This is a genomic window from Actinomadura sp. NEAU-AAG7, assembly GCF_018603865.1.
Taxonomy (GTDB): domain Bacteria; phylum Actinomycetota; class Actinomycetes; order Streptosporangiales; family Streptosporangiaceae; genus Spirillospora; species Spirillospora litoris.
On the sequence record NZ_JAHFZY010000014.1, the window covers coordinates 1 to 22075 of the forward strand.

Genomic DNA, 22075 nt, shown 5'->3' on the forward strand with positions numbered 1-22075 from the left:
ACTGGGTGATCGAACGAACCCTGGCCTGGCTGCTGGGCTACCGGCGGCTGACAGTCCGCTACGAACGCCACGGCCACCTGTTCACCGCCTTCCTCACCCTCGCCGCCGCCATCACCTGCTACAAGAACCTCGCCCAACCCCCCACATGAGACACGCTCTTAGTCACTTTAAGTTGCTCTCCAGTCCGGTTATCGCCTTCTCGGCCTCGTCTCGTTGGCCCGCGACAATCATGATCGCGAATCGGCTGATCGGAGAAGGGCGTCCAGCGTGTCGGCCCGCAGGGCGCAGAGGGCGTGAGCAGACGATGCCACGGATAAGAGAGCCTTATCTGTGGACGCGCAATGCACTGAACCCGGCCCCTGACCTGCGGCCAGTAGGTCAACGGCGGCGGCGAGTTCGGCGAGGGCTTTGGCGGTTTCGGGCCGATATGCGGGAGGATGCCCGAGACTGTGCAGTCCTTGGTGTTCGGACGGGGGCCTGGAGACGCGAGTGTTCGCGAAGCCGCACGCCCGCTGAACAGCCGGCCGTTCAGCGGGCGACGAGGATGTCCTCGCGATCCGGTCAGGCTCTCACGGGCACAGCGCGGCGTTGAGCGCGGTGCCTAGCGTGGTAACGAGTCCCTGCACGGCTTGCGGCCCGTTGAGGGTTGCCGAGGCGGCGAACCAGCGGCGTCCATCCTTGGAGGCGGCGGTCAGCGTGAAGTATCCGGGGACGCCGCCCGCGTGGCCGTAGAAGGTGCCGCACTTCAGCGGGATGTTCTCCACTCCGGCGCCGTAGCTGCCGCCGGGTGTGGGGGTGCGCATTTCGTTCAGCTGCGCGGGGGCCAGTATCCGCGTCAGGCCGCGCTGGAAGGTCGCCAGATCACGGGTGTCGGAGACGATCCGCCCGGCCGCGTCCATGATCGAAGGATTCAGGGCGGTGACGTCGACGTACCGGCCGTTGTCCAGTACGTAGCCCCGGTTGTGCCTTCCCTTCAAAAAGGTTTCCGTGCCCGGCACATAGGTGTGGGTCAGGTTCAGGGGGCGAAGGATGCGTTGCCTGACCGCCGTCGCGTAGCGCGTCCCCGTGACCTTCTCGATGATCATGCCGAGCAGCACGTAGTTGGTCTGCGCGTAGTGGAAGGTGCCGAGCGGCTCGCGTGGTCGGCCCTTGATCGCGGATAGGAGCGCGCGCGGCGTCCAGGTACGGAACGGGTCCTTCAGCGCCCCGCTACCGTCGAACGCGGACTCGTCGGGATACTCCGGCAGCCCCGAGGTGTGCCGCAGCAGGTGCCGCACAGTGATTCCCGACGCCCCGCCGGGGACGGCGCCCGGCAGCAGCCGTTCCACATCATCGGTCAGCGAGAGCCGTCCCTCTCCCACCATCTGAAGGATCACCGTGGCCGTGAAGGTCTTGGTGACGCTGCCGATGCGGAAGACACCCTGCACAGGCGGGGCGTGCCCACCAGCCCTGCGGACCCCGTACCGGAATTCATAGGACCTGCCGTCCACGCCCCACCGGGCGATGACCGAGGGCGCCTTCGCCTCGGTCACCACCTTGGTCAGCGCGTCCCCTGCCGTGGGCGTCTGCGCTACAGCCGTCGCGGGCACGGCCGCGACCATTACGACGGCCAGCGCCGTGGCTCTCATCACTGTCATGCGGGCCAGCCTCCCCAATGATCACCCCCGCCTGGCATCGGGGAAGGACCCCCAGATCCCCCCTAGGCCGCTAGGAGGACGCGAATTGCCTATACGGCCGATTGCGCTGGTCGCCGTACCACGACCTGACCCCCGCTCCCAGAGCGTGATCTTGGTGTCGGCGGTCTCAGGGGCCTATTGGGGGTGTCGCTCGTCCTTCGTCGGGGGCATCGGGGTCGCGGAGCTCACGGACGGCGCCGTGCAAGATCGACCCAGCCGAACGAGTACGTCCCGTGCACGCGCGGGTGTTTGCGTACGAACAAGGACCGCCGAGCGGCGTCGTCCTCGAACACGGATAGCGCCCATCTGGCTCATGTCCGGCGAGGGCCTACGCGCCGACGGAGTCTGCCGGGCGAAAACGGCCAGGTCGCAACGGCGGCCGCCCTCCGGGCTTGGACCCCACCCCCTACAAGCGCCGCAACCTCGTCGAACGCCGCATCAACCGGCTCAAGCAATGGCGCGGCATCGCGACCCGAGACGACAAGCCACCCCTACCAGGAGCCATCACCCTGATCAGTGCACTTCTCTTGAGCAACACATGATCTACCGGACACGCCCTAGGAGTCAGTGTCGCCGTGTCGCCGCCGTGAGGTGCCGGCCAAGCCGGCCTCGCGGCGTTCTTCCTCGCTGAACCCGCGAGTGTCGCGGAACTGCACATACGGTTCGCGGTCGGCCGGCTGTCCGGCGGCGATCGCCCGGCCGCGCTCCAGTTCGGCGTTCATCTCCGCGCCCAGCAGGATCGCCAGATTGGTGATCCACAACCAGACCAGAAAGATGATCACAGCGGCGAGGCTGCCGTAGGTCTTGTTGTAGTTGGCGAAGTTCGCCACATAGAGCGCGAACAGCCCGGACGCCGCCAGCCACACCACCAGCGCTAGCACCCCACCCGGGGTGACCCAGCGGAAGGAGCGCTTGGCGTTGGGTGCCGCCCAGTACAGCAGCGCGAACAGGAAGCTGACCACGAACAGCATGACCGGCCATTTGGCGATGTTCCAGATGGTGACGGCGGTCGAGCCGACGCCGAGCATGTCGCCGAACTTGCGGGCGACCGGTCCCGACACGACCACCGCGATCGCCGACGCCGACAGGAGCACCAATGTCACCACCGTCGTGGCCAACCGGGTCGGCAGCGTCTTCCAGAACGGGCGGCCTTCGGGGATGTCGTAGATGGCGTTGGCGGCGCGCATGAACGCCCCGACGTATCCCGACGCCGACCAGATCGCGGCGAGCAGGCCGATCAGCGCGATGAACCCGGCGCCGCCGCGACCGCCCTGCAGTTGAGTGAGTGCGCTGGTCAGCAGGTTCTTCACCGCGCCGGGCGCGATGGAGCCGAGGTTGTCGATCAGGTCGTTGCTGACGGAGGTGCCGGCCAGCCCGATCACCGAGACCACCACCAGCATCGCCGGGAAGATCGACAACACCGAGTAGTAGGTGAGGGCGGCGGCCCAGTCCGAGAGGTTGTCGCGCTTGTACTCACCGGCGGCCCGTTTGGCCGCCTGCCCCCACGAGCGGGCCGATAGGTCGGAGGGTGCCGCGACTTTGCCCATGATGTCCCTTCTTGAACCTCAGCGGTGTGTCAAAAGCTGACCCGTCTGCGCCGCCCGATCGCCGCGCCGAACTGCGCCGCTCTGGACTTGGCCTGCGGGGCGGTAACGGGCCCGCTTCACCCGCTCGACGCCTTCACCGGCTGCGCCGCAGACCTGCTTGACCTTCTGCGGGGACAACACCTTCCCAACGGCCTTGGCCACCAACGCCTCGATGGTCTCCACGAGCTCGCACCGGGCTCGTCCGCCCTGGCGCTGGCCCTGTGCATGGCTGCTCTGCCACGTGTACTGCATCTTCCGCAGGGGCATCCGTGCGTCGCCCTTTCCGGTGGGGCCAGGCGGTAGGGCCATAGGCTGACGGTCCCTACCCGCTCGGTTCCCTAGCTCTCCCTGGTTGCGACGGCTGACCTTCCATCCGCACAATTCCCCCCTTACTGGCCCTAAACGTGCGGACCAACGGAGTGATCAAGGCAGGAGGGACCAGGTTTCAGTAGATCGTCACGGGTCCGCCCGGACGCAGTCGAGGGAGCCCGGTTGGCTTCAGGGATGACGACCATCGGGATCAGGTCATCCCAAGAAGCGGTTCCGGTTGGAGTTGCGAGGAGGGGCGCGGGCGAGACCCGCACGGCCATCTACCCTGAACCTGATCAACAGCTCGATCAGCGGGGAGCCGAGCCGCAAGGGCACCAGTTCCCCGCCAGAGGCACCATCTCGCTTCCATAGCCGGATCCACCGCCTTGAGCCCGGCGAATCACCAAAGGCCGCCTGTGCCATCTCCGACACGAGACGCCGCACGGCGCGCCCGCCAGGAGGCCGAGCGGGCCGTGTCCGCTGAGGCGCGGCGCACCGCCCTAATGCCAGGCGGGCCACGGAGCGCACCAAGAGCGACACAGGATGCTCCTTGCAGAAGTCTGCGGAGGACGCCACACGTCGGCAGCGCCGAGGAGACCGTCCTACATAGGATCGGCCGGACCACCGGGCCATGCGCCTGGTTCCCCGTCAAGATCGCCGGACGCGCCGCCGTCGGACACTTCAGGAACGCCACGGACGAGTCCGCGCCGCCTTCCGTCCGCGCCGCCTTCCGTCCGCGCTGCCTTCCGTCCGCGCCGTCCCCGGACGGCAGCCGAACGAGCCGACCACGAGATCGAGCACACCGCCTACTGGCAGCCGACTCTTGCCGCAGCCCAGACCGCCGCCGAGCAGGCCCTCGCGTCCACCCTCGCCGTAATACAGACCCGCATCCGACCTGTCTGACCGGCTGATCAGCGTCTGAAGCGACCAACAATGCCGGTACCACTCGGGGACCCTGATTTTGCTCCCGACGCCTGACCTCCTGCAGAGCGCCTTGTACTCGCCGGCTTTGGCCACCTCGTGACCCTCTTCCGGCAGCCGCAACGCTGGCCACGCTTGGTGGACCCGTCATCGCGTGTGCAAGGCACGCTGGGCGCAACGTGGAAGGCGGGCGGCGGGGCGGCCGGGCACTACGGGTGCTGGTTGATGGCCTCCCACTCACGCAACGCCGGTGGTACCGAGCTGGATGCTGCCGGATGGTGCGCGGTCTGGTCGAGCGTGTCTGGGATCGGGGTCCGCGATGCTGTGCCGGGTCGGTTGCCGGACGTCCGGTTCGGTGGAGGGCGCGCCTCGGTGGCCGTCCTTCCAGGATCTATCGAGGGTGGCCGGGACGACGGTCATCAGGGCGCAGCGGATCGAGATCGCCCCGACCACATACAGCAGGACCAGCAGGATCAACGGCGGCGCCAGCACCCCGATCTTGGAGACCGCCGCGACCACGATCCGCTCCAGGCCCTCCCGCTGGACGACCCGGTGGCGGCGTGGGCGAGGGCCTGGCGCAGCATCGCCAGGTCCGCCTCGTCCAGGGTGGCGTCCTCGGCGGGCGGGGGCGGCGGTGCTGGTCGCGCTGGCTGCGGGTGGAGGCGCTCTGTCGACCGCGCAACGACGTCGCCCTGCGCTGGAGCAGAGACGCATTGAAAAGGCCGTCCGGAAGCACCTGAAGGGCTCGAACGTGGTGATAACGACGGTGACCGGACGCGAAGGCACCGAACTGGTCCGTGTCCGTCGAGATGTCCCCGGTGACCGAGGTGATTGAGGATGAGATCGCCGACCGCATTGGTGATGACGGACGGCGTCGACCATCGCGGCTGCATCCCTGCCGATGGTGGGAATCACTCGATCTGGCCTCCGGAGGAAAGGCGGACAGCCGATCAGCTTGGCACTGGCTCCCCCCGGACTTCATCGCTCGCGCTCTTCGATCTTGGTTCGGCCATGCCTGACAATTTCGCGGGTCGGGAAAGTTGGTGGAGGCTCGCCAGCCTGGAGTGGGCTTCGATCCTCGTCGATGGCGGAAGTGCTGGGAACAACCGTCAAGGCGGTCGGGTGGTTGGGGTGGCGACCGGGTGGGCTGCTCGCTGGCCTCATGCTCGGCAGCGGGCTGCTCCGAGCGCAACGGCTGCTGTTCTGTTGCCAACCTGATCGGCGGGACGGCCCTCGGGTGGTGGGGTCAGGCGGCCTGGGGGAAGGGAGGATCGGCGGGGGAGCTCAGGACGTCGTGCAGGCTCGTTGGGAGGGTGTCGCCCCACAGCCAGTCGTTGGTGGTTCCGTCGAAGGTGGGCGGTGGGGCGACGGACCAGAGGCGAGGGGTGATCGGGGTGAGGTGGGCTTCGAAGGCGCTGGGGTGTGTGCGGGGCTCGCGGGTGGAGCCCCAGAAGTCGTTGAAGTCGCTTTCGGTGAGGTGGCGGGCGGCGGTGATGGTGCGGGTCTGGTCGGCGGGGCCGGTCGCCAGCCAGTGCCAGTGGTCGGTCAGCAGGTGGCGGGCCGTGGTGCGGAGGACGTTGAGGGCGACCAGGTCGTGAGGGCAGGCGACATCGGTGATCTGGAGTTCGGGAAGGCCGAAGCGGCGCAGGCCGCAGGTGCGCAGGCGGACGCAGGAGCAGCCGTTCACCCCTTCGGGGTCATGCTCGGGGTCGGCGGCCGTGCAGCGGCCGTTGGCGCGAAACGGGGGCAGGGCGTCGCCGAGCCACTGGTCCGCCAGCACGAAGCTCGTCCTTTCGGTGCGGGGAGGGCTCAGGATGTGGCCGGTGACCAGGTCGGCGACCACTCCGCCGGTGGCGTCGGCGAGGGCGTGGGCGGCGGCTCGGGCGACCTGGGCGCCGCGGGGCTGGTCGGTGACCGGTGCGGTCGATGTGACGACGGCGAATTCTGCCGCCTGGTGGAACGCCCACTGCGCTCGTCGCTGACCGGGATGGACGGCCGTGATCCGTGCGGGGTCCCAGCGGAGGTCGGCGAGGGTCTCGCGCTGGAGGGTCAGTTGCGGTGTGCCGAGCCGTCCGGCCAGGTGGGGGCTGAAGGCCACGATGCGGCTGCGGGCGGCGCCGGCGAGGTCGTGCGGAATGTGGTCTGCCGCCACGGCGAACCGGGACGTCGTGCTGGAGGGGACGGGGAACATGATGCTGGTCATCGGGCTGATCCTTTCGGGACGAGGTCTTCGGCAAGCATGCGTCCCCGCCCGGCGGCGCGGCACTAGAACGCCATTCTGGGGATAACCCGGCTGGGTGGAGCCGGGGTCGGGAGGTGACGAGCAGGTGGTGCTTGGGGGAGGCGGCGGAAAATTCTGTGCGCGAGCCAAGGGGCAGCGGCCAGACTTGGCCCCATGAAGATCGAAGGCGAGCGGGTCGTCCTGCGAGCGGTGAAGGACGAGGATTCCGGGGTGCTGGAGGAGATCCTCCGGGAGCCGGAGGTCGCGGCGTGGTGGGGTCCGACCGACGACTTCGAGGACATGCTCGCGATCGTGCTGGACGGCCAGGTGGTGGGTGCCATCCAGTACGACGAGGAGGACGACGAGGACTACCGGCACGCCAGCATCGACATCTTCCTGAGCGCCCGCCACCACGGCAGGGGGCTCGGCACCGACTCCGTGCGCACGTTGGCGCGGTGGCTGATCCGGGACCGTGGACACCACCGGATCACCATCGACCCGGCGGTCGCCAACACGGTCGCGATCCGCTGCTACACCAAGGTGGGGTTCAAGCCGGTCGGCGCGATGCGCGAGTACGAGCGCGACCCGGTGTCGGGGGAGTGGCGTGACGGGCTGCTGATGGACCTTCTGGCGCGTGAACTCCTCGACTGAGGCCGGATCGGGCCAGTAGGGCCTGGACACGCCGCCGTCGTAACGCTCAGGTACGGCCGTGAGCCCCCGAGGAACCCTCGCCTAGGGGGCCCGGAGGCCGCCAGTCCAGCTTCGACACGCCGTTGACCACGGAAAAGACCAGCTTCGGCCGAATTCGCGTCGTTTCGCACGGCATCGAGAGCGGATTCAGGGGGAATGTGTACGTTGGGTAGATCAATGCAGCTGTGAGCTGCGGGGACGACCCCGCCGCCCAGCTCGGAACAGGAGGTCTCCGTGACCCGAACGCTGTCGAGGGGCACCCGTGTCACCGGTGCCGAGCGGACGCGGCTTGCCGCGGAGCTCGCCCCGCGCTACGTGGCCGGCGAGAGCATCCGCGATCTGGCCGCCGAGACCGGCCGCTCGTACGGATTCATCTACAACGTCCTGAAGGAAGCGGGTATCCAGTTGCGCGGGCGGGGTGGCAACACCCGCCGCAAGAAGGACTGAACCGCTCCCGAGAGAAGAGAAGCAAGCAAGATGGCCGGATGTCCCCCTCGCCCCCCGGGGGGACCCCGTGCGCTAGGAACGGCGGAAGGCTCCGGTGACCTCGGAGCGGCCGTTCAGGCTGGCGAGATCGGCGGCAGCCCGTCCCGCCACCCATCCCTCGTAGTTGGAGACCGAACCCGCCCGGCTCTTGGCCAGGTTGGGGAACATCTTCTCGACGGCCAGTTCGACGGCCTGGTCACGTGCGGCGAGGACGGGAAGCAGATCCTCTCCGTCCGTGCCCGCCGCCGCCCGGCTCGTCGCCTCGTCGGCCGCCCCACGCAGCCGCTCCCCGATGCGGGCCGCATAGGCGTTGAGGAAGGCGTGACGGAACGAACGGGTTCGTGACCGGCCACGCGCGTCCCGTCTGGGGCCCGCGTGGACCATGGCCGCCGTCGCCTGCACCAGCAGCGATGTGAACAGCATCTCCACCGCGGCCAGATCGGCCGGGAACCCCAGAACGGTGGAGAAACCCAGCTCCCTGTGCCAGACCGCGCGGCATCTGTTGGCGTCCGCCACCACGGTGAGCAGGACGGCCTTGGGCGCGTCATAGGGATTGTCCACGGCGATGCGCCGTCCGGCGGGCCCGCCCGGGTTTCCGGTCTCCGCGGCCAGCAAAGCGTGGTCGATGCTGTGCCGGGCTATGAGCTCCTGAGCGCGCGCGCTCAGCGCCTCCGCCTCCTCTGGGAACTCCGTGGATTCGGCCTTGGCGAGCAGGGCCCGTACCTTGGCGAGCATCCGCTGGTCGACGTCGCGGACGCGGTCCCGTGAGGGCGCGTGCGTGCGGGGTGTGCCCGGCGGAGGGCCGATGCTCGCCAGACGAGGCAGGCCCTCCAGCAGGTGGACGAGTTCGATGGCGCTGGTGACGAAGGCCGTGCGGTCGACGCCTTCGCGTTCGCACCAGGACTCGGGGTAGGCGTCGTCGTGCTCCCACCACACCTCGGCTCCGAGGACGGCGAGCTGTTCGCGCCACTGCTCGTCCACCGTCGTGGCGGCGTAGGAGCGCATCTGGGCGGCGATCGCGTCGGTCGCCAGGCGCGCGTGCCGGGCCGTGCGGCGGCGTCCTACGTACCGGACCACGTCGGCCGGCTGCCAGCCCCGCTCCCACGCGGTGGCGACCGACCGCAGCAGCCGCGCGGCCAGGCACCGGTCGGCGACACGGGGCCAGCCGGGTGGGTCCGCGCGTTGCGCGAGCGCCTGGATGAGGCCGGTGAACAGGGTCTCGTCGGCGCGGGGGAGGGCGCGCAGCGCCTCGGCCACCAGCTCCCCGATCTCCTCGGTGGGGGACGGCGGGTCCTCGACGAAGCCCGCGGCGTCGGGGAGACCCGCCGCATCACCCGATCGTGGCTTCCACCACGCCTTCCGCACCCGGCGCTCCCGTCTTCTCGTGACTCGTCAGTAGGCCACGACGATCCTGCCATGCGGAGTACACCGCCGTCGCTGGTGGACGGAACTGTTCGTGGACGGTTCGAGGCGAAAGTCAGCGCCCCTGGCCGATCGGCCAGGGGCGCTCTGGTGAAGGGGTTCCGCGGGCAGGGCTCTACTCGGCGTGGTGCTCCTGGCCGCGCATCTCCTCGACGACCACGCTCTGGTAGGCGCGGGAGGTGTCCGGGACGTAGCTGAGCCGTGCCAGGGGCTTGCCGTCCTGGCCCCGGATCTCGAAGTGGTAACCCTCCCCGGCCTCTCCGACGTGCGCGACGGCCTGGTCGTGCCTGAGCCGGCACATCGTGTCCACCTTCTCTAGAGCGACCTCCAGGCTGCCCGCGTCGCTGATGAGCCGCGCCGGCTCACTCGTCTCCCAGATCTCGAACATCGTCATGTCCTGTCGGCGGTCGGTCGGAGGAACGGGCGGGGCATTCCCTACGTCGGAGCAAGCTTGCGCCGGTTCGGTGGATCTTTCAATCAGCATAGATATCGGATTGATCACTATTCGAAGTTTTGTACGTCCGCAGCTTCATAACGGTGCGTGACGGAGCGGAATCTCGGCCAGGTCAGGATAGGGGGACGGCCGTCGAGACGCGAAATCGAGAGTTGCACGGAGCGTCGCGGAGATGGTCCTGTGGACCACCCCGGAACTCACGGAATCAGAGGACCGCCATGGGTGGGTCAGTCCTCCGCCACCGCCACCACGGTTTCCTTGGCGTCGGGTTCGGTGAAGCGGAGCAGCGAGTGCCCTTCGGTTGTGAGGCTCTCGACGGCTCCGGAAGGCAGAGGTTCGAACGGGCGCAGTGTCATTGTGGCGACCTTGCGCTTATACACCATGTCCCAGATGCCGTGCGCGAAGCCGTCCCACAGGAACACGGAACGGACGCGGAGGTTCTTCGACGTGAGGGACGGGCGGTCCCTGTCGGAGATCACGCGCCTGCGGTCGGCGTGGGCGAGGACGAGATTGTCGAACTCCGGGAGGAAGCGCGCCGGGGCGGGGGCGTCCTCGGGCGGACGAGGCGCATCGGGGAGGTCGAACAGTTCCCGACCCTTGTCATCAGCGAAGACGCGGAGGTCGGGGCGAAGGCGTTCGAAGACCTCGCCGAGCGCGGTCAGCCCGGACCAGGCCTGCGCGTCCGCCGCAGAGGCCGGGCCGAACGCCGCCAGATAGCGCAGCATCAACGCGTCGACTTCCGGCGCGGCGGCCGGCGGCGTATCCAGCCAGGTGTCGGCGAGGGCGAATTCCGATGTACGGGGGAAGGCCCATCTGTCCTGTGTCGGAACCATCACCAACGGTACGCACATCCGGACCGCGTAGCCGAGAGCGCGGTCGTTGACGTCCGGGAATTCGGCCTGGAGCAGCGCACGCACGTCGTTGAAGGTGCGAGGCCGCTTTTCGAGGAGGGCCCTCGCCGCGGGGACGACCTGCTCCAGATCGAGTCCTTCCGCCCGATCGCCCAGGACGCGCATGGCCCCGTCCAGCATCGGCTGTATCGCACTGCGGAACGCTGTGTAATCGGTCGCTGTCACCAAGTGCAGAGTGGCGCGCATCATGGTCGCTCGGACAAGTGTTCGGTCGTGCACCGCGGCATGCAGATCGGCAGCCTGGAAGTCGCTTATGCGGGTCCACAGACCGAGGAAAGGCGGCTTGGGTTCCTGCGCCTGCATTCCGCACAGCCGTGCCACAGCCTCGGCGACCGGCGCGGATTCCCGCGCGAGCAGGAGCTGCCGTGCGAGCGTGGCCCGGTTCAACGCCCGGACGCTCAGAGTCTCCGTCATCGTGACCGTCCTCCCGCAGACCCGGACGCCGCCGGGACACCTCGTTGGCTGCCCGACCCTATCCGCGCCGACCGACATCGCCGCAGGAGCGCGACGCCTTGACCTGGGTCGCTGGCCATCGTGTGTCCGTCGTGCATCACGGAGTCACCGGCGAACGGGCGCCCTTCGCTGGAGGAGCGCGCCCCGATGGCCATGTCGTGTCGTCGGCATCGGGCGCCGCCCTAAGCCGGCGGTGGCGTGCCGGTGTCGTCGGCGATGCCGTGCACCACCTCGCGTACGCAGCCCCGTAGCCATGCGTGCGCGGGATCGGCGTCGTAGCGCGCATGCCATCCCATGGACAGGTGCAGGGGCGGCAGCTCGAACGGGACGGGCACCCATACGAGCCCGAGGCGGTCCACCAGGCGCCGGTGCAACCGCTCCGCGGCGAAGCCCATCAGGTCCGTCTCCTGGACGATCAACAGGGCCGTGCTCACCGTGGGCACCGTCCCCGCCAGATGCCGTTCCCGGCCAGTCTCCGCCAGCAGTTCGTCCATCGGGCCTTGGAGGCGCCCACGCCGGGTGTTGGTGAGCTGGGGTACGGCGGCCCACTCGTCCAGTGTCACCTCGCGGCCCAGGAGGGGGTGCCCAGGCCGGACCACCGATTTGAAGCGGTCCTCCAGGAGCGGCTCGGTACGTGTCTGCGCCGCTTCGCTGATGACGCCGATCTCCAGGTCGACGGTGTCGCGCCTGAGGTCGTGGGTGTCGCGCGGGCCTTCCCCCAGGAACCGCAGGGTCAGGTCCGGAGCCTCACGTCCGACGCGCTCCAGCAAGGGACCGGCCAGGACGGCGACGGTGCCCTCCTCCGCCTGGAGGCTGAAGGTGCCGGACAGTTCCGCAGGGTCGAGGTCGTCTTCCGCTGCGAAGAGCGTCCGAGCGCGCTGGACGAGCTCGTGGACCTCACCTCGGATGGCCAGGGCACGCGGCGTCGGCGCCATCGCCCGGCCGGCTCGGACGAGCACGGGATCGCCCAGGGCTTTCCGAATGCGTCCTAGCGTCCGGCTCATCGCCGGACCCGACAGGTGGAGCCGCTCGGCCGCACCGCTGACGCTGCCCTCTTCCAGCAGGGCGTCCAGCGCCACAAGCAGGTTCAGGTCCAGTCTGGATTGCACAGAACGCATTCCTCATCTGCAAAAGATGCATTTGAAAGCAAGTCAGCCCCACCTTACGTTGGGGGCACGGAGGCGGCGCGCGCGGCCTGGATATCCCCTCCGCCCCTATGGACGCGGCTCCACGCGTCCTCCGATCGACCCGCAAGGAATCCCCATGACACTGGATGCTGCCCGCATCGCCTCGCCACCCGAACGTGGCCGGGCCTCCGCGCGCGGGATGACACCCCTGATGTCCGCGTGCGTCGTCCTGGTCGTGGCGACGGTCGCCGCCATCAACCTGGCCATCCCCAAACTGTCGGCGAGTTCCCTCGCGCCCGGCTCCACCGGCCTCCTCTGGATCGTCGACTCCTACGTGCTGGTCTTCGGCTGTTTGCTGATCCCCGCCGGGGCTCTCGGTGACCGGTACGGGCGCAAGGGGGTCCTGCTCGCGGGCCTCGGCGTCTTCACCGCGGGCTGCCTGCTGTCGGCCGCCGCTCCCGGCGTCGGCGTCCTGGTGGCCGGACGGCTCGTCACCGGCATGGGCGCCGCCCTGATCATGCCCGCGACCCTGTCCCTACTGCTCCAGGTGACAGAGTCCCCACGCAGGCCGCAGGCCATCGCGACCTGGACGGCGGCCACGGGCATCGCGGGAGCCGTCGGAAACCTTGGCGGGGGAGCGGTCCTCCAGTGGCTGCCCTGGCAGGCGCTGTTCCTGTTCAGCGCTCCCCTCGCGGCCGTCCTCGGTGTCCTCGTCGCGCGGCTCGCGCCTCGCGGCGACAGGCATCCGGCCGACCTCGACCTGGTGGGCACCGTGCTCCTCACCGCCGCCCTGTTCACGCTGCTGTTCGGGATCATCGAGGGTCCTGAGCGCGGCTGGACGTCCGCGCCGGTGCTCGGAGGCTTCTGCTCCGCCGCCCTCCTGCTCGCGGGATTCATCCTGCATGCGCTGCGTGCCGAGCATCCTCTGCTCGATCCTCGCGTCTTCGCGATCGCGCCCCTGCGCAGTGGGGTACTCGGAATCGCCCTGGCGTTCTTCGGCCTCTTCGCTCTGTTCTTCGTCAACGCCCAGTACTTGCAGTACGCGAAGGGCTACTCCCCGCTGGTGACCGGCGTGGCGATCGCGCCTCTCGTCGTCGGGATGATCGTGATGTCCAAGCGGAGCGTCGGTCTGGCGCGGCGGTTCGGCGCCCGCCCGGTGGTGGCGTTCGGCCTCCTGACCCTGGCGGCAGGGCTGGGGCTACTCTCCCTGGCGGACGCGTCCACCCCCTACGCGCTCTACGCGGCGGACCTGGCCGTCATGTCCCTGGGCATGGGCCTGTGCGTGCCCTCACTCTCGGTGGGGGTGATGGGCGCGCTCCCGCCGAGCCGTGCCGGGCTCGGCTCCGGGCTGAACGGGGCGGCGCGGGAGATCGGGAGCGCGCTCGGTGTCGCCGTCCTCGGGACGGTCCTCACCGGCCGTTTCGCGGACGAACTGCCGCCCGCCCTGTCGGGGCACGCGCACTCGGCGGGCGAGGCGCTCGCGGCCGCCGACGCGGCGGGGGCCGGACCGTCCACCCATGCGCAGGTCGTCGATGCCTTTACCGAGGCCATGGCCACGGGCTACCGGCTGGTCGCGATGGTCGTGTGCGTCGCCGCCGTGGTCGTCGCTCTGGGCACGCCGCCCCGCGAACGTGAGCCTCGGACGCCCTGACGGGGCGGGCGTCCCACCGGCTTTTCCACAGAATTCCGTTCTAGTGCGCGGCGACCGCCAGGCGTTCGAGCATGGGCGATGGCAGCCTCCGGCGGGCGGATGAACGCCGGAAGTGACGGCTGGGAGTCAAGATGTGTCGCGATCAAGGGAGGGTGAGATGAGCGTCGAGGCGAGGCCGTCCAGGCGTGGCGTGCGGCGGCGGCTGCTCGACCTGGTGTTCGCGCGCGGTCGGGTGAGAGAGGTGCGGCGCGCCGAGGGGCGGGGGCGATGGATCGGGATCCGGATCGGGGACGTGCCGGGCCTGGACTGGACGCCCGGCCAGCAAGTCCGCGTGCATGTGGCGGACATCACCGCCACCCGAACCTGGGTCAGCGGCGCCGTCCGCCACGCCCTGCGGACCTACTCCGTGTGGGACTACGACGCCTCGGCCGGGGTGCTGGAGCTGTACGTCCTCGACCACGAGGGGGACGGACCGGGCGCGCGCTGGGCGAGGGCGCTCCGGCCCGGTCAGGCGGTCGTGTTCGGCAAGCCGGAGGGCGGGTTCATCCTGCGGCCCGCCGCCTACCACCTGCTCGTGGGCGAGGAGACCGCGTCCGTCCCGTTCGGCGCCATGCTGCGGGCCGCCCGCGAACCCGTCCACGGTGTGATCGAGGTTGCGGGGCCCGAGGACCGGCTTCCGCTGCCGAGGGCTGAGAGCCTGACGTGGCGGTATCGCGGGGAGGCGCCCGCGGCCTCGTCCACGAGTCTGGTGGAGGCCGTGCGCGGGCTGGAGTTGCCCGATGAGCCGGGTTTCGCGTACGTGGCGGGGGAGGCCCGCACCGTGCGGGACGTCCGCGCTCACCTGGTGGACGAACGGGGCTGGCCGCGCAGATCGGTGCTGGTCAAGCCGTTCTGGGCGCCCGGCAAGCGGGGGATGGAATGATCGTTAACGAGCGTCGGCGGGAGGGGTTACGGCAAGATTATTCGTCGAAATGCACGTGCATCAGCTCTTGCACCTGCACGGCATTCCTAGCAGGATTACCCCGGACCCCCCCGCACCCCCGCACGTGAACTCCCCGGAGATCGCGATGACCGCACACTTGAACGACAGTGACCGACAGGCGCTGCGGCTGGCCCAGGATCTCCGCGAGGAGATGCGGGCGGCCCTGCCGCAACAGGCCGCCGCGCCCTCGGTCTCTCCCTTCGTCGACCAGACCGGGACGCCTAGCGTCCTGCTCCGGATGGACGCCGACACCGCCCGCGCGCTCATGGCCGTCCTGGCCGAGCGGCGCGTCGAGCGGGCCGCCGCGCCCCCGGTGGAGCCGCGCCGCGCCGACGGCTCCCACGTGCCGCCACCGGTACAGCCACCGTCGCCGCCGACGGCTCAGGCCGCCGGTGCGACAGGCCCGATGGTGGCCGCGGTCTCCCCCTTCGGAGGACCGGCGTTCACGGAGTCGCCCTTCGGGGGACCGGCGTACGCCGATTCGCCTTTCGTTGAGCCGCCTCCCGGCGGTCCGACGTTCCCGGGGCCCACTCCGCTGGTGCCGTCGGTCTACCCGACCTACTGACCGGCCGGCCCCCGGCTTCGCAACCGACCGGTCAGTCGCCCGCCGTGCCCGGCCGGCCGGTCGCTCATCGCCGCCGATCGCCCGTTCCCCGCGTCCTTCCACCCGAACGCCGAACGCTGCCGGTGGTCGCAGGACGCTAGCGTTCGCCACTGGTCGTAGAGCGCCCCCAGCCGCCGAGCGCGGGTCGCCGAGTGCGAGACGTGGAGCGCGGGACGTCGAACGCCGGTCGCCGAACGCCAAGCGCTGCCGGTGGTCGCAGGACGTCGGCGGTCTCCCTTGGTCGTAGGACGCCGCCAGCCGCCGAGCACGGGGCGCGGGACGCAGGTCGCCGCTGGTCGCAGCGCGCCGTTGCTTGCCGGTCGCCGCTGGTTGCAGGGCGCTCCCGAACGCCGAACGTGGCATGCCGGTCGCCGAACGCCGAGCGCCGCCGGTGGTCGCAGGACGTTGGCGCTCGTCACTGGTCGTAGAGCGCCACTGAACACCGAACGTGGTATGCCGACCGCCGACCGCCGACCGCCGCCGTGGTCGCAGGACGTTGGCGGTCGCCACTGGTCGTAGGACGCCGTCAGCCGCCGAACACGGGTCACCGCACGCCAGTGCTGCCTGTGGTCGCAGGACGCTAGGGGGCGTTACTGGTCGTAGACGCCGCCAGCTGCCGAGCGCGGGTCGCGGGACGCAGGACGGCGTTGGTTGCCGGTCGCCGCTGGTTGCAGGGCGCTCCCGAACGCCGAACGTGGCATGCCGGTTGCCGAACGTCGAGCGCCGCCGTGGTTGCAGGACGTTAGCGGCCGCTACTGGTCGTAGCGCGCCGTTGGGTTGCCGGTCGGCACTGGTTGCGGGGCGCCGTTGGTTGCCTGGCGGGCGGTGGCTCATCGTTGGTCAGGCGCTCGCCGGGTCCACTCGTTTGCCGGGGCTGCTTGCTCGCTGTGTCTGCCTGGTCGGTGTGTCTGCTCTCTTGGCGTTTCTGGTTGGTCGCCGTGGTCGTTCGATCTACGGGTGCTGGGGGGTTGGGTCCAGGTCATCGCGCGGTGGTGCCGTCGAGCAGTGCGATCTCAGGTCGGCGGGCCATCGCGGCGGAGCTTGGGAACGGTCGTTGCGTGGGCGGACGGGCGGCAGTTGACCTCCTGGTCTCGGTGCTGGTGGGGCCTTCCGTGTCGTTCGAAGGGCGCAAGGCGGGCTTGGCATGTGAGCTCGACTGCCTAAGACCCGGCTGTGGCGCTCTCAGGGGAAGCTCAGACTCCGCCCTCGGTCCCGGAGTCTCCCTGCCTGGCTGGCTCTTGTGCCTGGCGGTAGACGGGTCTCCGGCGAATCGGGACAGGGTTGCAACGTCCGCCGCTCTCTGGGCCGGCCCGTGAGTTTGGCGCTGCGGCGAGGTCGCCGCTCAGGCGCTTCTGGGCGTCTCGGTTGTGGGCTTCCGGGGCTGCCCGTCGGGTGAGCTCGTGGTTCGCCTGCGGTAGGAACGGGCCTTCGGTGCTTCGGGGCTCCGTTTGGCGTTCGTTCGCGTGCCCAGGGGCGGTCGCGGGGCCGCTGTTCGGGGGTTTGGCGGCGCGGCGAGGATGGCGCTCTGGCGCGTCTAGGCAAGGTCTTGGAGTTCTCGACGACGGCCTCGGGGCTGCCTGCCTGGCTCGTGGGTTCGAGGCTGATCGGTAGGGCCTGGCCCAGCGTGCGCTTCGGCGGGGTTCCGGAGGCTGCCCTTGTATCGCCCGCTGAGCGGCTCATCAGTCCCACTGGTCTTGTCGGCCTCACTCGTCCCATGGGCCCGGGTGGGGGCTCTGGGGGCTGGTGTGGTTGGTGGGGTGGTTGGGGGTGTTGGGGTGGGGGCCGGGGGTGGGGGTTGGCCTTGGCTTGGGTCGGGTGGGTGCAGGGTTGAGCGTTCTCAATCGCCTGTGGGAAAGGCGGATCGGGCGGGTGGCGATTAAATGATCTACCTTTCGAAAGGTAAAGAAATCGCCCGTTGGTAGAAATCTCGGTAATGCCGTATATAGTCGACGCCAGGTCAGGGTCATGAACCGTTGACCTGGCCAAACGCATAACCGTCGCTTCCCGCCCGCCAGGCGGGATCACTTCGCCGAACCGCGGCCGCACCATGCACGGCCGCATCCGTGTGGGGCCCATGAGCCCCCGGTCGGCATTCTTCCCGCTTCATTCGAAGCCCGCGCCGGCGCGCACGCCCAAGGACGGGGTACGCGCCGTTCCCCGCGCACGCCCAAGGACGGGCGCGCGCCCCAGGGCGCGGGTGCGGTCCGCCATGCCCGCGGGCCATCCTCCGCAGTCTTCCTGCGGGCGGGTTCTTCGCGACGGCATCTCCCGAGTCCCGAGTCTCGGACCCGTTCTCCTGCCCGGACCAGCCCCTGTGCTCCGGCGTGCGGAACGGCAGCCCTGTACCCCGAACGAAGGATCTTCATGCAGAAGCGAGCGATCAACGTCGTCCTTACCGGCATCACCAGCGCGGCCATGGCCGGGATGCTGGTGGCCGGCGTGGCAGCGGCCAGCGACGACTCCGCTCCCAGCGGCGACAAGCGACTGCTGTCGCAGCAGGCCATGAACACCCAGGAGCACAAGACCGCCCACAAGGGCGGGAAGAAGGACTCCGCCGAGTCCCGCTCCACGTCCAAGGACTCCGCCAAGCGCGCCAAGAAGTCCTCGAAGGCGCTCCTGTCCGGCAAGACGATCGCGTCCTACTTCTGGGACGACGGTTCCGGCGTGAACGGTGACACCGGCGCGCCCGCGGGCGGCAAGCCCATGCAGAAGGGCCTGTTCGCCAGCCCGAGCTGGCCCCTGCACACCAAGGTCCGCGTGACCTACGACGGCCGCAGCGTGACCGGGTTCGTGGGCGACCGCGGCCCCGGCAGCCCGTCCCACCGGGGCGTCATGCTGGACCTGGACACCTACACCTTCCGCTACCTGCTGGACGGCAAGAAGCCGAGCAGCAAGTACAACGCCGGCACCGGCGAGGGCCACATCAAGGGCGTCAAGTGGGAGGTCCTCAAGTGGGGCTCGGGCGCAGGCAAGCGCGGCGCCCCGCGCCCCCTCGGCTGACCTGCCGAGCGCGACGAATCCGGCAGGGCTGCCGGCGTACGAACGGGAATGTCCCGCCGATCACCATGATCGGCGGGACATTCCCGTTTCCGGTGCCTGGGAGGTCAGCGGCGCGGGAGAAGGGGGAAGGGCGCCGCCGCCGGTTCGCGGGACAGCTCGCGGGACAGCGCCAGCGCCGCCGTGCGGACGGCCGGGGCGAGCCGGTCCAGGTCCAGGCGGCAGACGTTGCCGGTGATCGAGATCGCGGCGATCACGCGGCGGCGGTGGTCCAGGATGGGGGCCGCCACGGCGGAGACCCCGGCCTCGGACTCCTCGCGGTTGACGGCGTAGCCGCGGGTGAGCGTCCGGGACAGCTCCCGCTGGAGCAGGCCCGGCATGACGATCGTGTGCGGGGTGTAGTGGACGAGGCCCGCCGCCAGCACCCGCTCCAGCCGGTCGGGCGGGCCCAGGGCGAGGAAGAGCTTGCCGGTCGCGGTGCAGTAGGCGGGCAGCCGCCCGCCCACCCGGGACACGATGGGCATGGACCGCCGCCCGCTGACCTTCTCCAGGAACAGGGTGTCGTTCCCGTCCAGGACGGCCAGGTGGATGTTCTCGTGCGTCGCCTCGTAGAGGTCCTCCAGGTAGGGGAGGGCGGCCTCGCGGAGCCCGCGGGGGCGGGGGGCGCGCTGGCCGAGTACGAACAGGCGCATGCTCAGCCGGTAGCCCGACTCGGTGCGCTCGACACCGCCCCAGCGCACCAGCTCGCCGAGCAGCCGGTGCGCGGTGGGCTTGGGCAGCCCCGTCCGCGCGGCCAGCTCGGTGAGGTTCAGCTCGGTGTCGGCGGAGCCGAAGGCGTCCAGCAGGCTGAGGCCCCTGGCCAGCACCGACCTCGGCGGCTCGTCGCCGTCGACGCGCGTGTCCATCTTCCGATCGTTCACGTGATCGGGCCTGCCCGCAAGGGGCGGGAACCGGGCGGCGGCCCTCGTCATCGGCCGTGCCCGGTGATGCGCGCCTCGATCAGCAGGGGACGGGTGAGGTCCTTGACGGAGGCGACCGCGTCCCGCAGCGCGTCGGCGGACTCCGGGCGCACCGTGTCGATGTCGAACAGGCGCCCGGCGGCCTGCCAGTCCAGCGCGGGGCCGGTGAGGTCCATGCCGACGTAGCGGCCGTGTTCGGCGGACGCGCCGCCGCCCTGGTCCAGGGTGTCCTTCAACGTGCGGTACTCGCCGTTGTTCATGACGACGAACGCTACCGGGACCTCGTAGCGGGCGGCGCTCCAAAGGCCCTGGAGGCCGAACATGGCGCAGCCGTCGCCGAGCACCGCGACGACGGGGCGGTCCGGGTCGGCCAGCCGGGTGCCGACGGCGGCGCCGATGCCCCAGCCGAGGCCGCCGCCGACCGTGTGGACGTAGGAGCCGGGCCGGTCCTGCCGCAGGACGGCGCGCAGCCGCAGCCCGGTGGTGATCGCCTCCTCGACGACGACCGCGTCGGCGGGCAGCCCGGCCGCGACCGCGTGCGCGGCGGCCCCCGGGTCCATCGGGACGGGCCCGTAGGCGTCGCGGGCGGCGGACTCGACGGCGGCGCGGGCCTGGTCGGTGGCGGCGCCGATCCGCTGCGCGCGGTCCGGTGCGGACGGCACGTCCAGCCGGTCGGCGAGGGCCCGGAGCGTGGCGGCCAGGTCGCCGGTGAGGCCGTGCCGGACGGGGAAGTTGCGGCCGATCTCGGCCGGGTCCTCGTCGATCTGGACGATGTCCAGGCCGTCCGGGACGGCCGAGCCCGGCGTGTAGTGGTGCGGCATGAACGCGTGGCAGCCGACGATGAGCGCCGCGTCGTGCTCGGCGAGGGTCTCGCGGATCGCCGTGTTGCGGGGCGCCAGCATGCCCGCGTAGAGGGGGTGGCCGCCGGGGAAGTCGATGCCGTCGTTCATCGGCTGGTGGTAGACGGTCGCGCCGAGGCCCTCGGCGACGGCGACCAGCGCCTGGACGGCTCCGGCGCGTCCGACGCCGTCGCCCGCGATCACCACGGGACGCTCGGCGGCGGCCAGCAGCGCGGCGGCCTCGGCGACGCCCGCCACGGCCGGGCCCGGCCCCGACACGGGGGAGCGGGCCGGGACGGCGACGTCGACGTCCTCCTCCAGGAGGTCCATCGGCACCGATATCAGCACCGGGCCCGCGGGCGGACGCGCCGCGAGCGCGAACGCGCGCCGCAGCACGAGCGGCAGGTCGCGGGCGTGCTGGACCTCGAAGGCGAACTTGGTCGCCGCCGACGCCAGCCCCACGAGGTCGCCCGAGAGCATCGGGTCCTGGAGGAGGTGGCGGCGGTCCTGCTGGCCCGCCACGATCACCATCGGGGTGCGCGAGCGCAGCGCGTTCAGCATCCCGATCATCCCGTTGGCGACGCCCGCCGCCACGTGCAGGCTGACGAAGGCCGTGCGGCGCGACGCGCGCGCGTACCCGTCGGCCATGGCGACGACGGAGCCCTCCTGGAGCCCGAGGACGTACTCCAGGTCGGGTGCCTCCACCAGGGCGTCCATCAGCGGGAGCTCGGTCGTGCCGGGGTTGCCGAAGATCCGGGTCACGCCCTCGTCCCGGATGATCTCCAGCAGTGCCTCGATCGGCCTCATGGTCTCGTCTTCCTGCCCTTCGTTCTGCTGATCGCGGCCGGGTCCGGCGTCGCCGGGTCGCCCTGCCGTCGTGCTGCCGGCTCGGCGCCCGGGCCGGTCGGCTCACTCGGTGTCGGCTCACTCAGTGTCGGTCCGCTCAGTGCATGGCCGAGCCGCCGTCGACGTTGATCGTCTGGCCGGTGAGGAAGCCGCTGCCCTCGTCGCACACGTACAGGAGCGTGGAGATGAGGTCGGCCGGGTCCCCGACCCTCGGGACGACCTGGAGGTCGCGGACCCGCTCGAACCCGCCGTCCGCGCCGGTGGTGCGGGCGGCGGTCTCGGTGCGGACCAGGCCCGGGGAGATCGCGTTCACCGTGATGCCGTCGCCCCCGACCGCGCTCGCGAGGGCCCGGGTGAACCCGACGAGCCCCGACTTGGACGTGGTGTAGGCGACCAGGTCGGGCGGGCCGAGGAACACCACGGCCGAGACCATGTTGACGATCCGGCCCCAGCCCGCCGCCTTCAGGTGGGGGAGGGCGGCGCGCGAGACGAGGAAGGGCCCGTCCAGGTTCACGCGCATGATGCGCCGCCAGTCCTCCAGGGTGGTCTTCTCGAACGGCAGCGGCGGGTAGATCCCGGCGTTGTTGACCACGATGTGCAGGCCGCCGAAGCGGGCGGCGGCCTCCTCGACGGCGGACTCGACCTCGTCCGGGTCCGTCACGTCCGCGCGGACCGGGTGGAACCGTCCACCGCCGATCAGCTCGGCCGTGCCCGACATGTCGGCGAGGTCGAGCCCCGCGACCAGGTGCCCTCGTGCGGCGAGGGCGATCGCGAACTCGCGCCCCAGCCCTCCCGCGGCACCGGTCACCAGGGCGACCCGCTGCGCTCCGTCTCCCGAAGGCGTCTCACTCATGGACGTCAGAGTGAGGCCGCGCCCGGGAAAGCGACAAGGCGCCGTTTTCACTCACTGAAACGCGCGACTTGTGGTCGAGTGGCGCAGG

Annotated in this window: 18 protein-coding genes and 1 pseudogene; 7 read left to right on the plus strand and 12 right to left on the minus strand. The window is 70.4% G+C overall.

The window, feature by feature from the left end; genetic code table 11:
* Window positions 1–569: 569 nt before the first annotated feature.
* A complete protein-coding gene (locus KLI87_RS38995; protein ID WP_214621008.1) occupies window positions 570–1589 on the minus strand; it encodes a serine hydrolase in 1020 nt (339 codons plus the stop codon).
* A 428-nt stretch (window positions 1590–2017) separates the two neighbouring features.
* Between KLI87_RS38995 and KLI87_RS39000 the strand changes: the two are divergent.
* Window positions 2018–2167: pseudogene (locus KLI87_RS39000) on the plus strand (IS5/IS1182 family transposase); the annotation flags it as partial.
* A 66-nt stretch (window positions 2168–2233) separates the two neighbouring features.
* On the opposite strand, the gene KLI87_RS39005 reads toward KLI87_RS39000, so the two are convergent.
* From KLI87_RS39005 to KLI87_RS39020, 4 genes are all read right to left on the minus strand, one after another.
* Window positions 2234–3223 carry a YihY/virulence factor BrkB family protein gene (locus KLI87_RS39005; protein ID WP_156222427.1) on the minus strand — a complete coding sequence of 330 codons (990 nt, stop codon included), beginning with the start codon at window positions 3221–3223 and terminating at the stop codon, window positions 2234–2236.
* 18 nt (window positions 3224–3241) lie between these two features.
* Window positions 3242–3445: a hypothetical protein gene (locus tag KLI87_RS39010; RefSeq protein ID WP_214621009.1), complete on the minus strand. Its 204-nt coding sequence runs from the start codon at window positions 3443–3445 to the stop codon at window positions 3242–3244.
* Between the two features lie 1284 nt (window positions 3446–4729).
* Complete coding sequence (locus tag KLI87_RS39015; protein ID WP_214621010.1) at window positions 4730–5011, minus strand: hypothetical protein; 282 nt, start codon at window positions 5009–5011, stop codon at window positions 4730–4732.
* Window positions 5012–5738: 727 nt separating this feature from the next.
* Window positions 5739–6695, minus strand: a complete 957-nt coding sequence (locus KLI87_RS39020; RefSeq protein WP_214621011.1) for a hypothetical protein — start codon at window positions 6693–6695, stop codon at window positions 5739–5741.
* A gap of 192 nt (window positions 6696–6887) precedes the next feature.
* Between KLI87_RS39020 and aac(6') the strand changes: the two genes are divergently transcribed.
* On the plus strand, window positions 6888–7364 hold the full coding sequence (gene aac(6') / locus KLI87_RS39025) for an aminoglycoside 6'-N-acetyltransferase (protein ID WP_156222420.1): 477 nt from the start codon (window positions 6888–6890) through the stop codon (window positions 7362–7364).
* A 273-nt stretch (window positions 7365–7637) separates the two neighbouring features.
* Complete coding sequence (locus KLI87_RS39030; protein ID WP_214621012.1) at window positions 7638–7850, plus strand: helix-turn-helix domain-containing protein; 213 nt, start codon at window positions 7638–7640, stop codon at window positions 7848–7850.
* Window positions 7851–7922: 72 nt separating this feature from the next.
* Here KLI87_RS39030 and KLI87_RS39035 read toward each other — a convergent pair whose 3' ends face one another.
* The 4 genes from KLI87_RS39035 to KLI87_RS39050 form a co-directional block, all read right to left on the minus strand.
* Window positions 7923–9254, minus strand: a complete 1332-nt coding sequence (locus tag KLI87_RS39035) for a DUF2786 domain-containing protein (RefSeq protein WP_214621013.1) — start codon at window positions 9252–9254, stop codon at window positions 7923–7925.
* 172 nt (window positions 9255–9426) lie between these two features.
* Window positions 9427–9699 (minus strand): hypothetical protein, encoded by a 273-nt coding sequence (locus tag KLI87_RS39040; protein ID WP_156222418.1) that lies wholly within the window; start codon window positions 9697–9699, stop codon window positions 9427–9429.
* Window positions 9700–9992: 293 nt separating this feature from the next.
* Entirely contained in the window at window positions 9993–11090 is a 1098-nt protein-coding gene (locus tag KLI87_RS39045) for a winged helix DNA-binding domain-containing protein (protein WP_214621014.1), read from the minus strand.
* 221 nt (window positions 11091–11311) lie between these two features.
* Window positions 11312–12238 carry a LysR family transcriptional regulator gene (locus KLI87_RS39050; RefSeq protein ID WP_308166562.1) on the minus strand — a complete coding sequence of 309 codons (927 nt, stop codon included), beginning with the start codon at window positions 12236–12238 and terminating at the stop codon, window positions 11312–11314.
* A 154-nt stretch (window positions 12239–12392) separates the two neighbouring features.
* Here KLI87_RS39050 and KLI87_RS39055 point away from each other — a divergent pair, with 154 nt between their 5' ends.
* The 4 genes from KLI87_RS39055 to KLI87_RS39070 all read left to right on the plus strand — a co-directional run bounded on the left by KLI87_RS39055 (window position 12393) and on the right by KLI87_RS39070 (window position 18493).
* Complete coding sequence (locus KLI87_RS39055) at window positions 12393–13907, plus strand: MFS transporter (RefSeq protein ID WP_214621016.1); 1515 nt, start codon at window positions 12393–12395, stop codon at window positions 13905–13907.
* Between the two features lie 157 nt (window positions 13908–14064).
* Window positions 14065–14829: a siderophore-interacting protein gene (locus KLI87_RS39060; protein WP_214621017.1), complete on the plus strand. Its 765-nt coding sequence runs from the start codon at window positions 14065–14067 to the stop codon at window positions 14827–14829.
* Between the two features lie 145 nt (window positions 14830–14974).
* Window positions 14975–15454 (plus strand): hypothetical protein, encoded by a 480-nt coding sequence (locus tag KLI87_RS39065; RefSeq protein ID WP_214621018.1) that lies wholly within the window; start codon window positions 14975–14977, stop codon window positions 15452–15454.
* A gap of 2403 nt (window positions 15455–17857) precedes the next feature.
* Window positions 17858–18493, plus strand: a complete 636-nt coding sequence (locus KLI87_RS39070; RefSeq protein ID WP_156222380.1) for a hypothetical protein — start codon at window positions 17858–17860, stop codon at window positions 18491–18493.
* Between the two features lie 104 nt (window positions 18494–18597).
* Here the strand turns inward: KLI87_RS39070 and KLI87_RS39075 are convergent, their stop codons facing one another.
* From KLI87_RS39075 to KLI87_RS39085, 3 genes are all read right to left on the minus strand, one after another.
* On the minus strand, window positions 18598–19395 hold the full coding sequence (locus KLI87_RS39075) for an IclR family transcriptional regulator (protein ID WP_156222378.1): 798 nt from the start codon (window positions 19393–19395) through the stop codon (window positions 18598–18600).
* Between the two features lie 62 nt (window positions 19396–19457).
* Window positions 19458–21095: a thiamine pyrophosphate-binding protein gene (locus KLI87_RS39080; RefSeq protein WP_214621019.1), complete on the minus strand. Its 1638-nt coding sequence runs from the start codon at window positions 21093–21095 to the stop codon at window positions 19458–19460.
* Window positions 21096–21231: 136 nt separating this feature from the next.
* The gene (locus KLI87_RS39085; protein ID WP_156222374.1) at window positions 21232–21987 is read right to left on the minus strand and encodes an SDR family NAD(P)-dependent oxidoreductase; all 756 of its coding nucleotides are present in this window, start codon (window positions 21985–21987) and stop codon (window positions 21232–21234) included.
* Window positions 21988–22075 lie beyond the last annotated feature (88 nt).

Excerpts from the sequence above, each read along its gene's own strand:
- KLI87_RS39005 (WP_156222427.1), bottom strand. The coding sequence starts at position 3,223 with ATGGGCAAAGTCGCGGCACCCTCCGACCTATCGGCCCGCTCGTGGGGG.
- KLI87_RS39020 (WP_214621011.1), bottom strand. The coding sequence starts at position 6,695 with ATGACCAGCATCATGTTCCCCGTCCCCTCCAGCACGACGTCCCGGTTC.
- KLI87_RS39040 (WP_156222418.1), bottom strand. The coding sequence starts at position 9,699 with ATGTTCGAGATCTGGGAGACGAGTGAGCCGGCGCGGCTCATCAGCGAC.
- KLI87_RS39045 (WP_214621014.1), bottom strand. The coding sequence starts at position 11,090 with ATGACGGAGACTCTGAGCGTCCGGGCGTTGAACCGGGCCACGCTCGCA.
- KLI87_RS39055 (WP_214621016.1), top strand. The coding sequence starts at position 12,393 with ATGACACTGGATGCTGCCCGCATCGCCTCGCCACCCGAACGTGGCCGG.
- KLI87_RS39060 (WP_214621017.1), top strand. The coding sequence starts at position 14,065 with ATGAGCGTCGAGGCGAGGCCGTCCAGGCGTGGCGTGCGGCGGCGGCTG.
- KLI87_RS39065 (WP_214621018.1), top strand. The coding sequence starts at position 14,975 with ATGACCGCACACTTGAACGACAGTGACCGACAGGCGCTGCGGCTGGCC.
- KLI87_RS39070 (WP_156222380.1), top strand. The coding sequence starts at position 17,858 with ATGCAGAAGCGAGCGATCAACGTCGTCCTTACCGGCATCACCAGCGCG.
- KLI87_RS39075 (WP_156222378.1), bottom strand. The coding sequence starts at position 19,395 with ATGGACACGCGCGTCGACGGCGACGAGCCGCCGAGGTCGGTGCTGGCC.
- KLI87_RS39080 (WP_214621019.1), bottom strand. The coding sequence starts at position 21,095 with ATGAGGCCGATCGAGGCACTGCTGGAGATCATCCGGGACGAGGGCGTG.
- KLI87_RS39085 (WP_156222374.1), bottom strand. The coding sequence starts at position 21,987 with ATGAGTGAGACGCCTTCGGGAGACGGAGCGCAGCGGGTCGCCCTGGTG.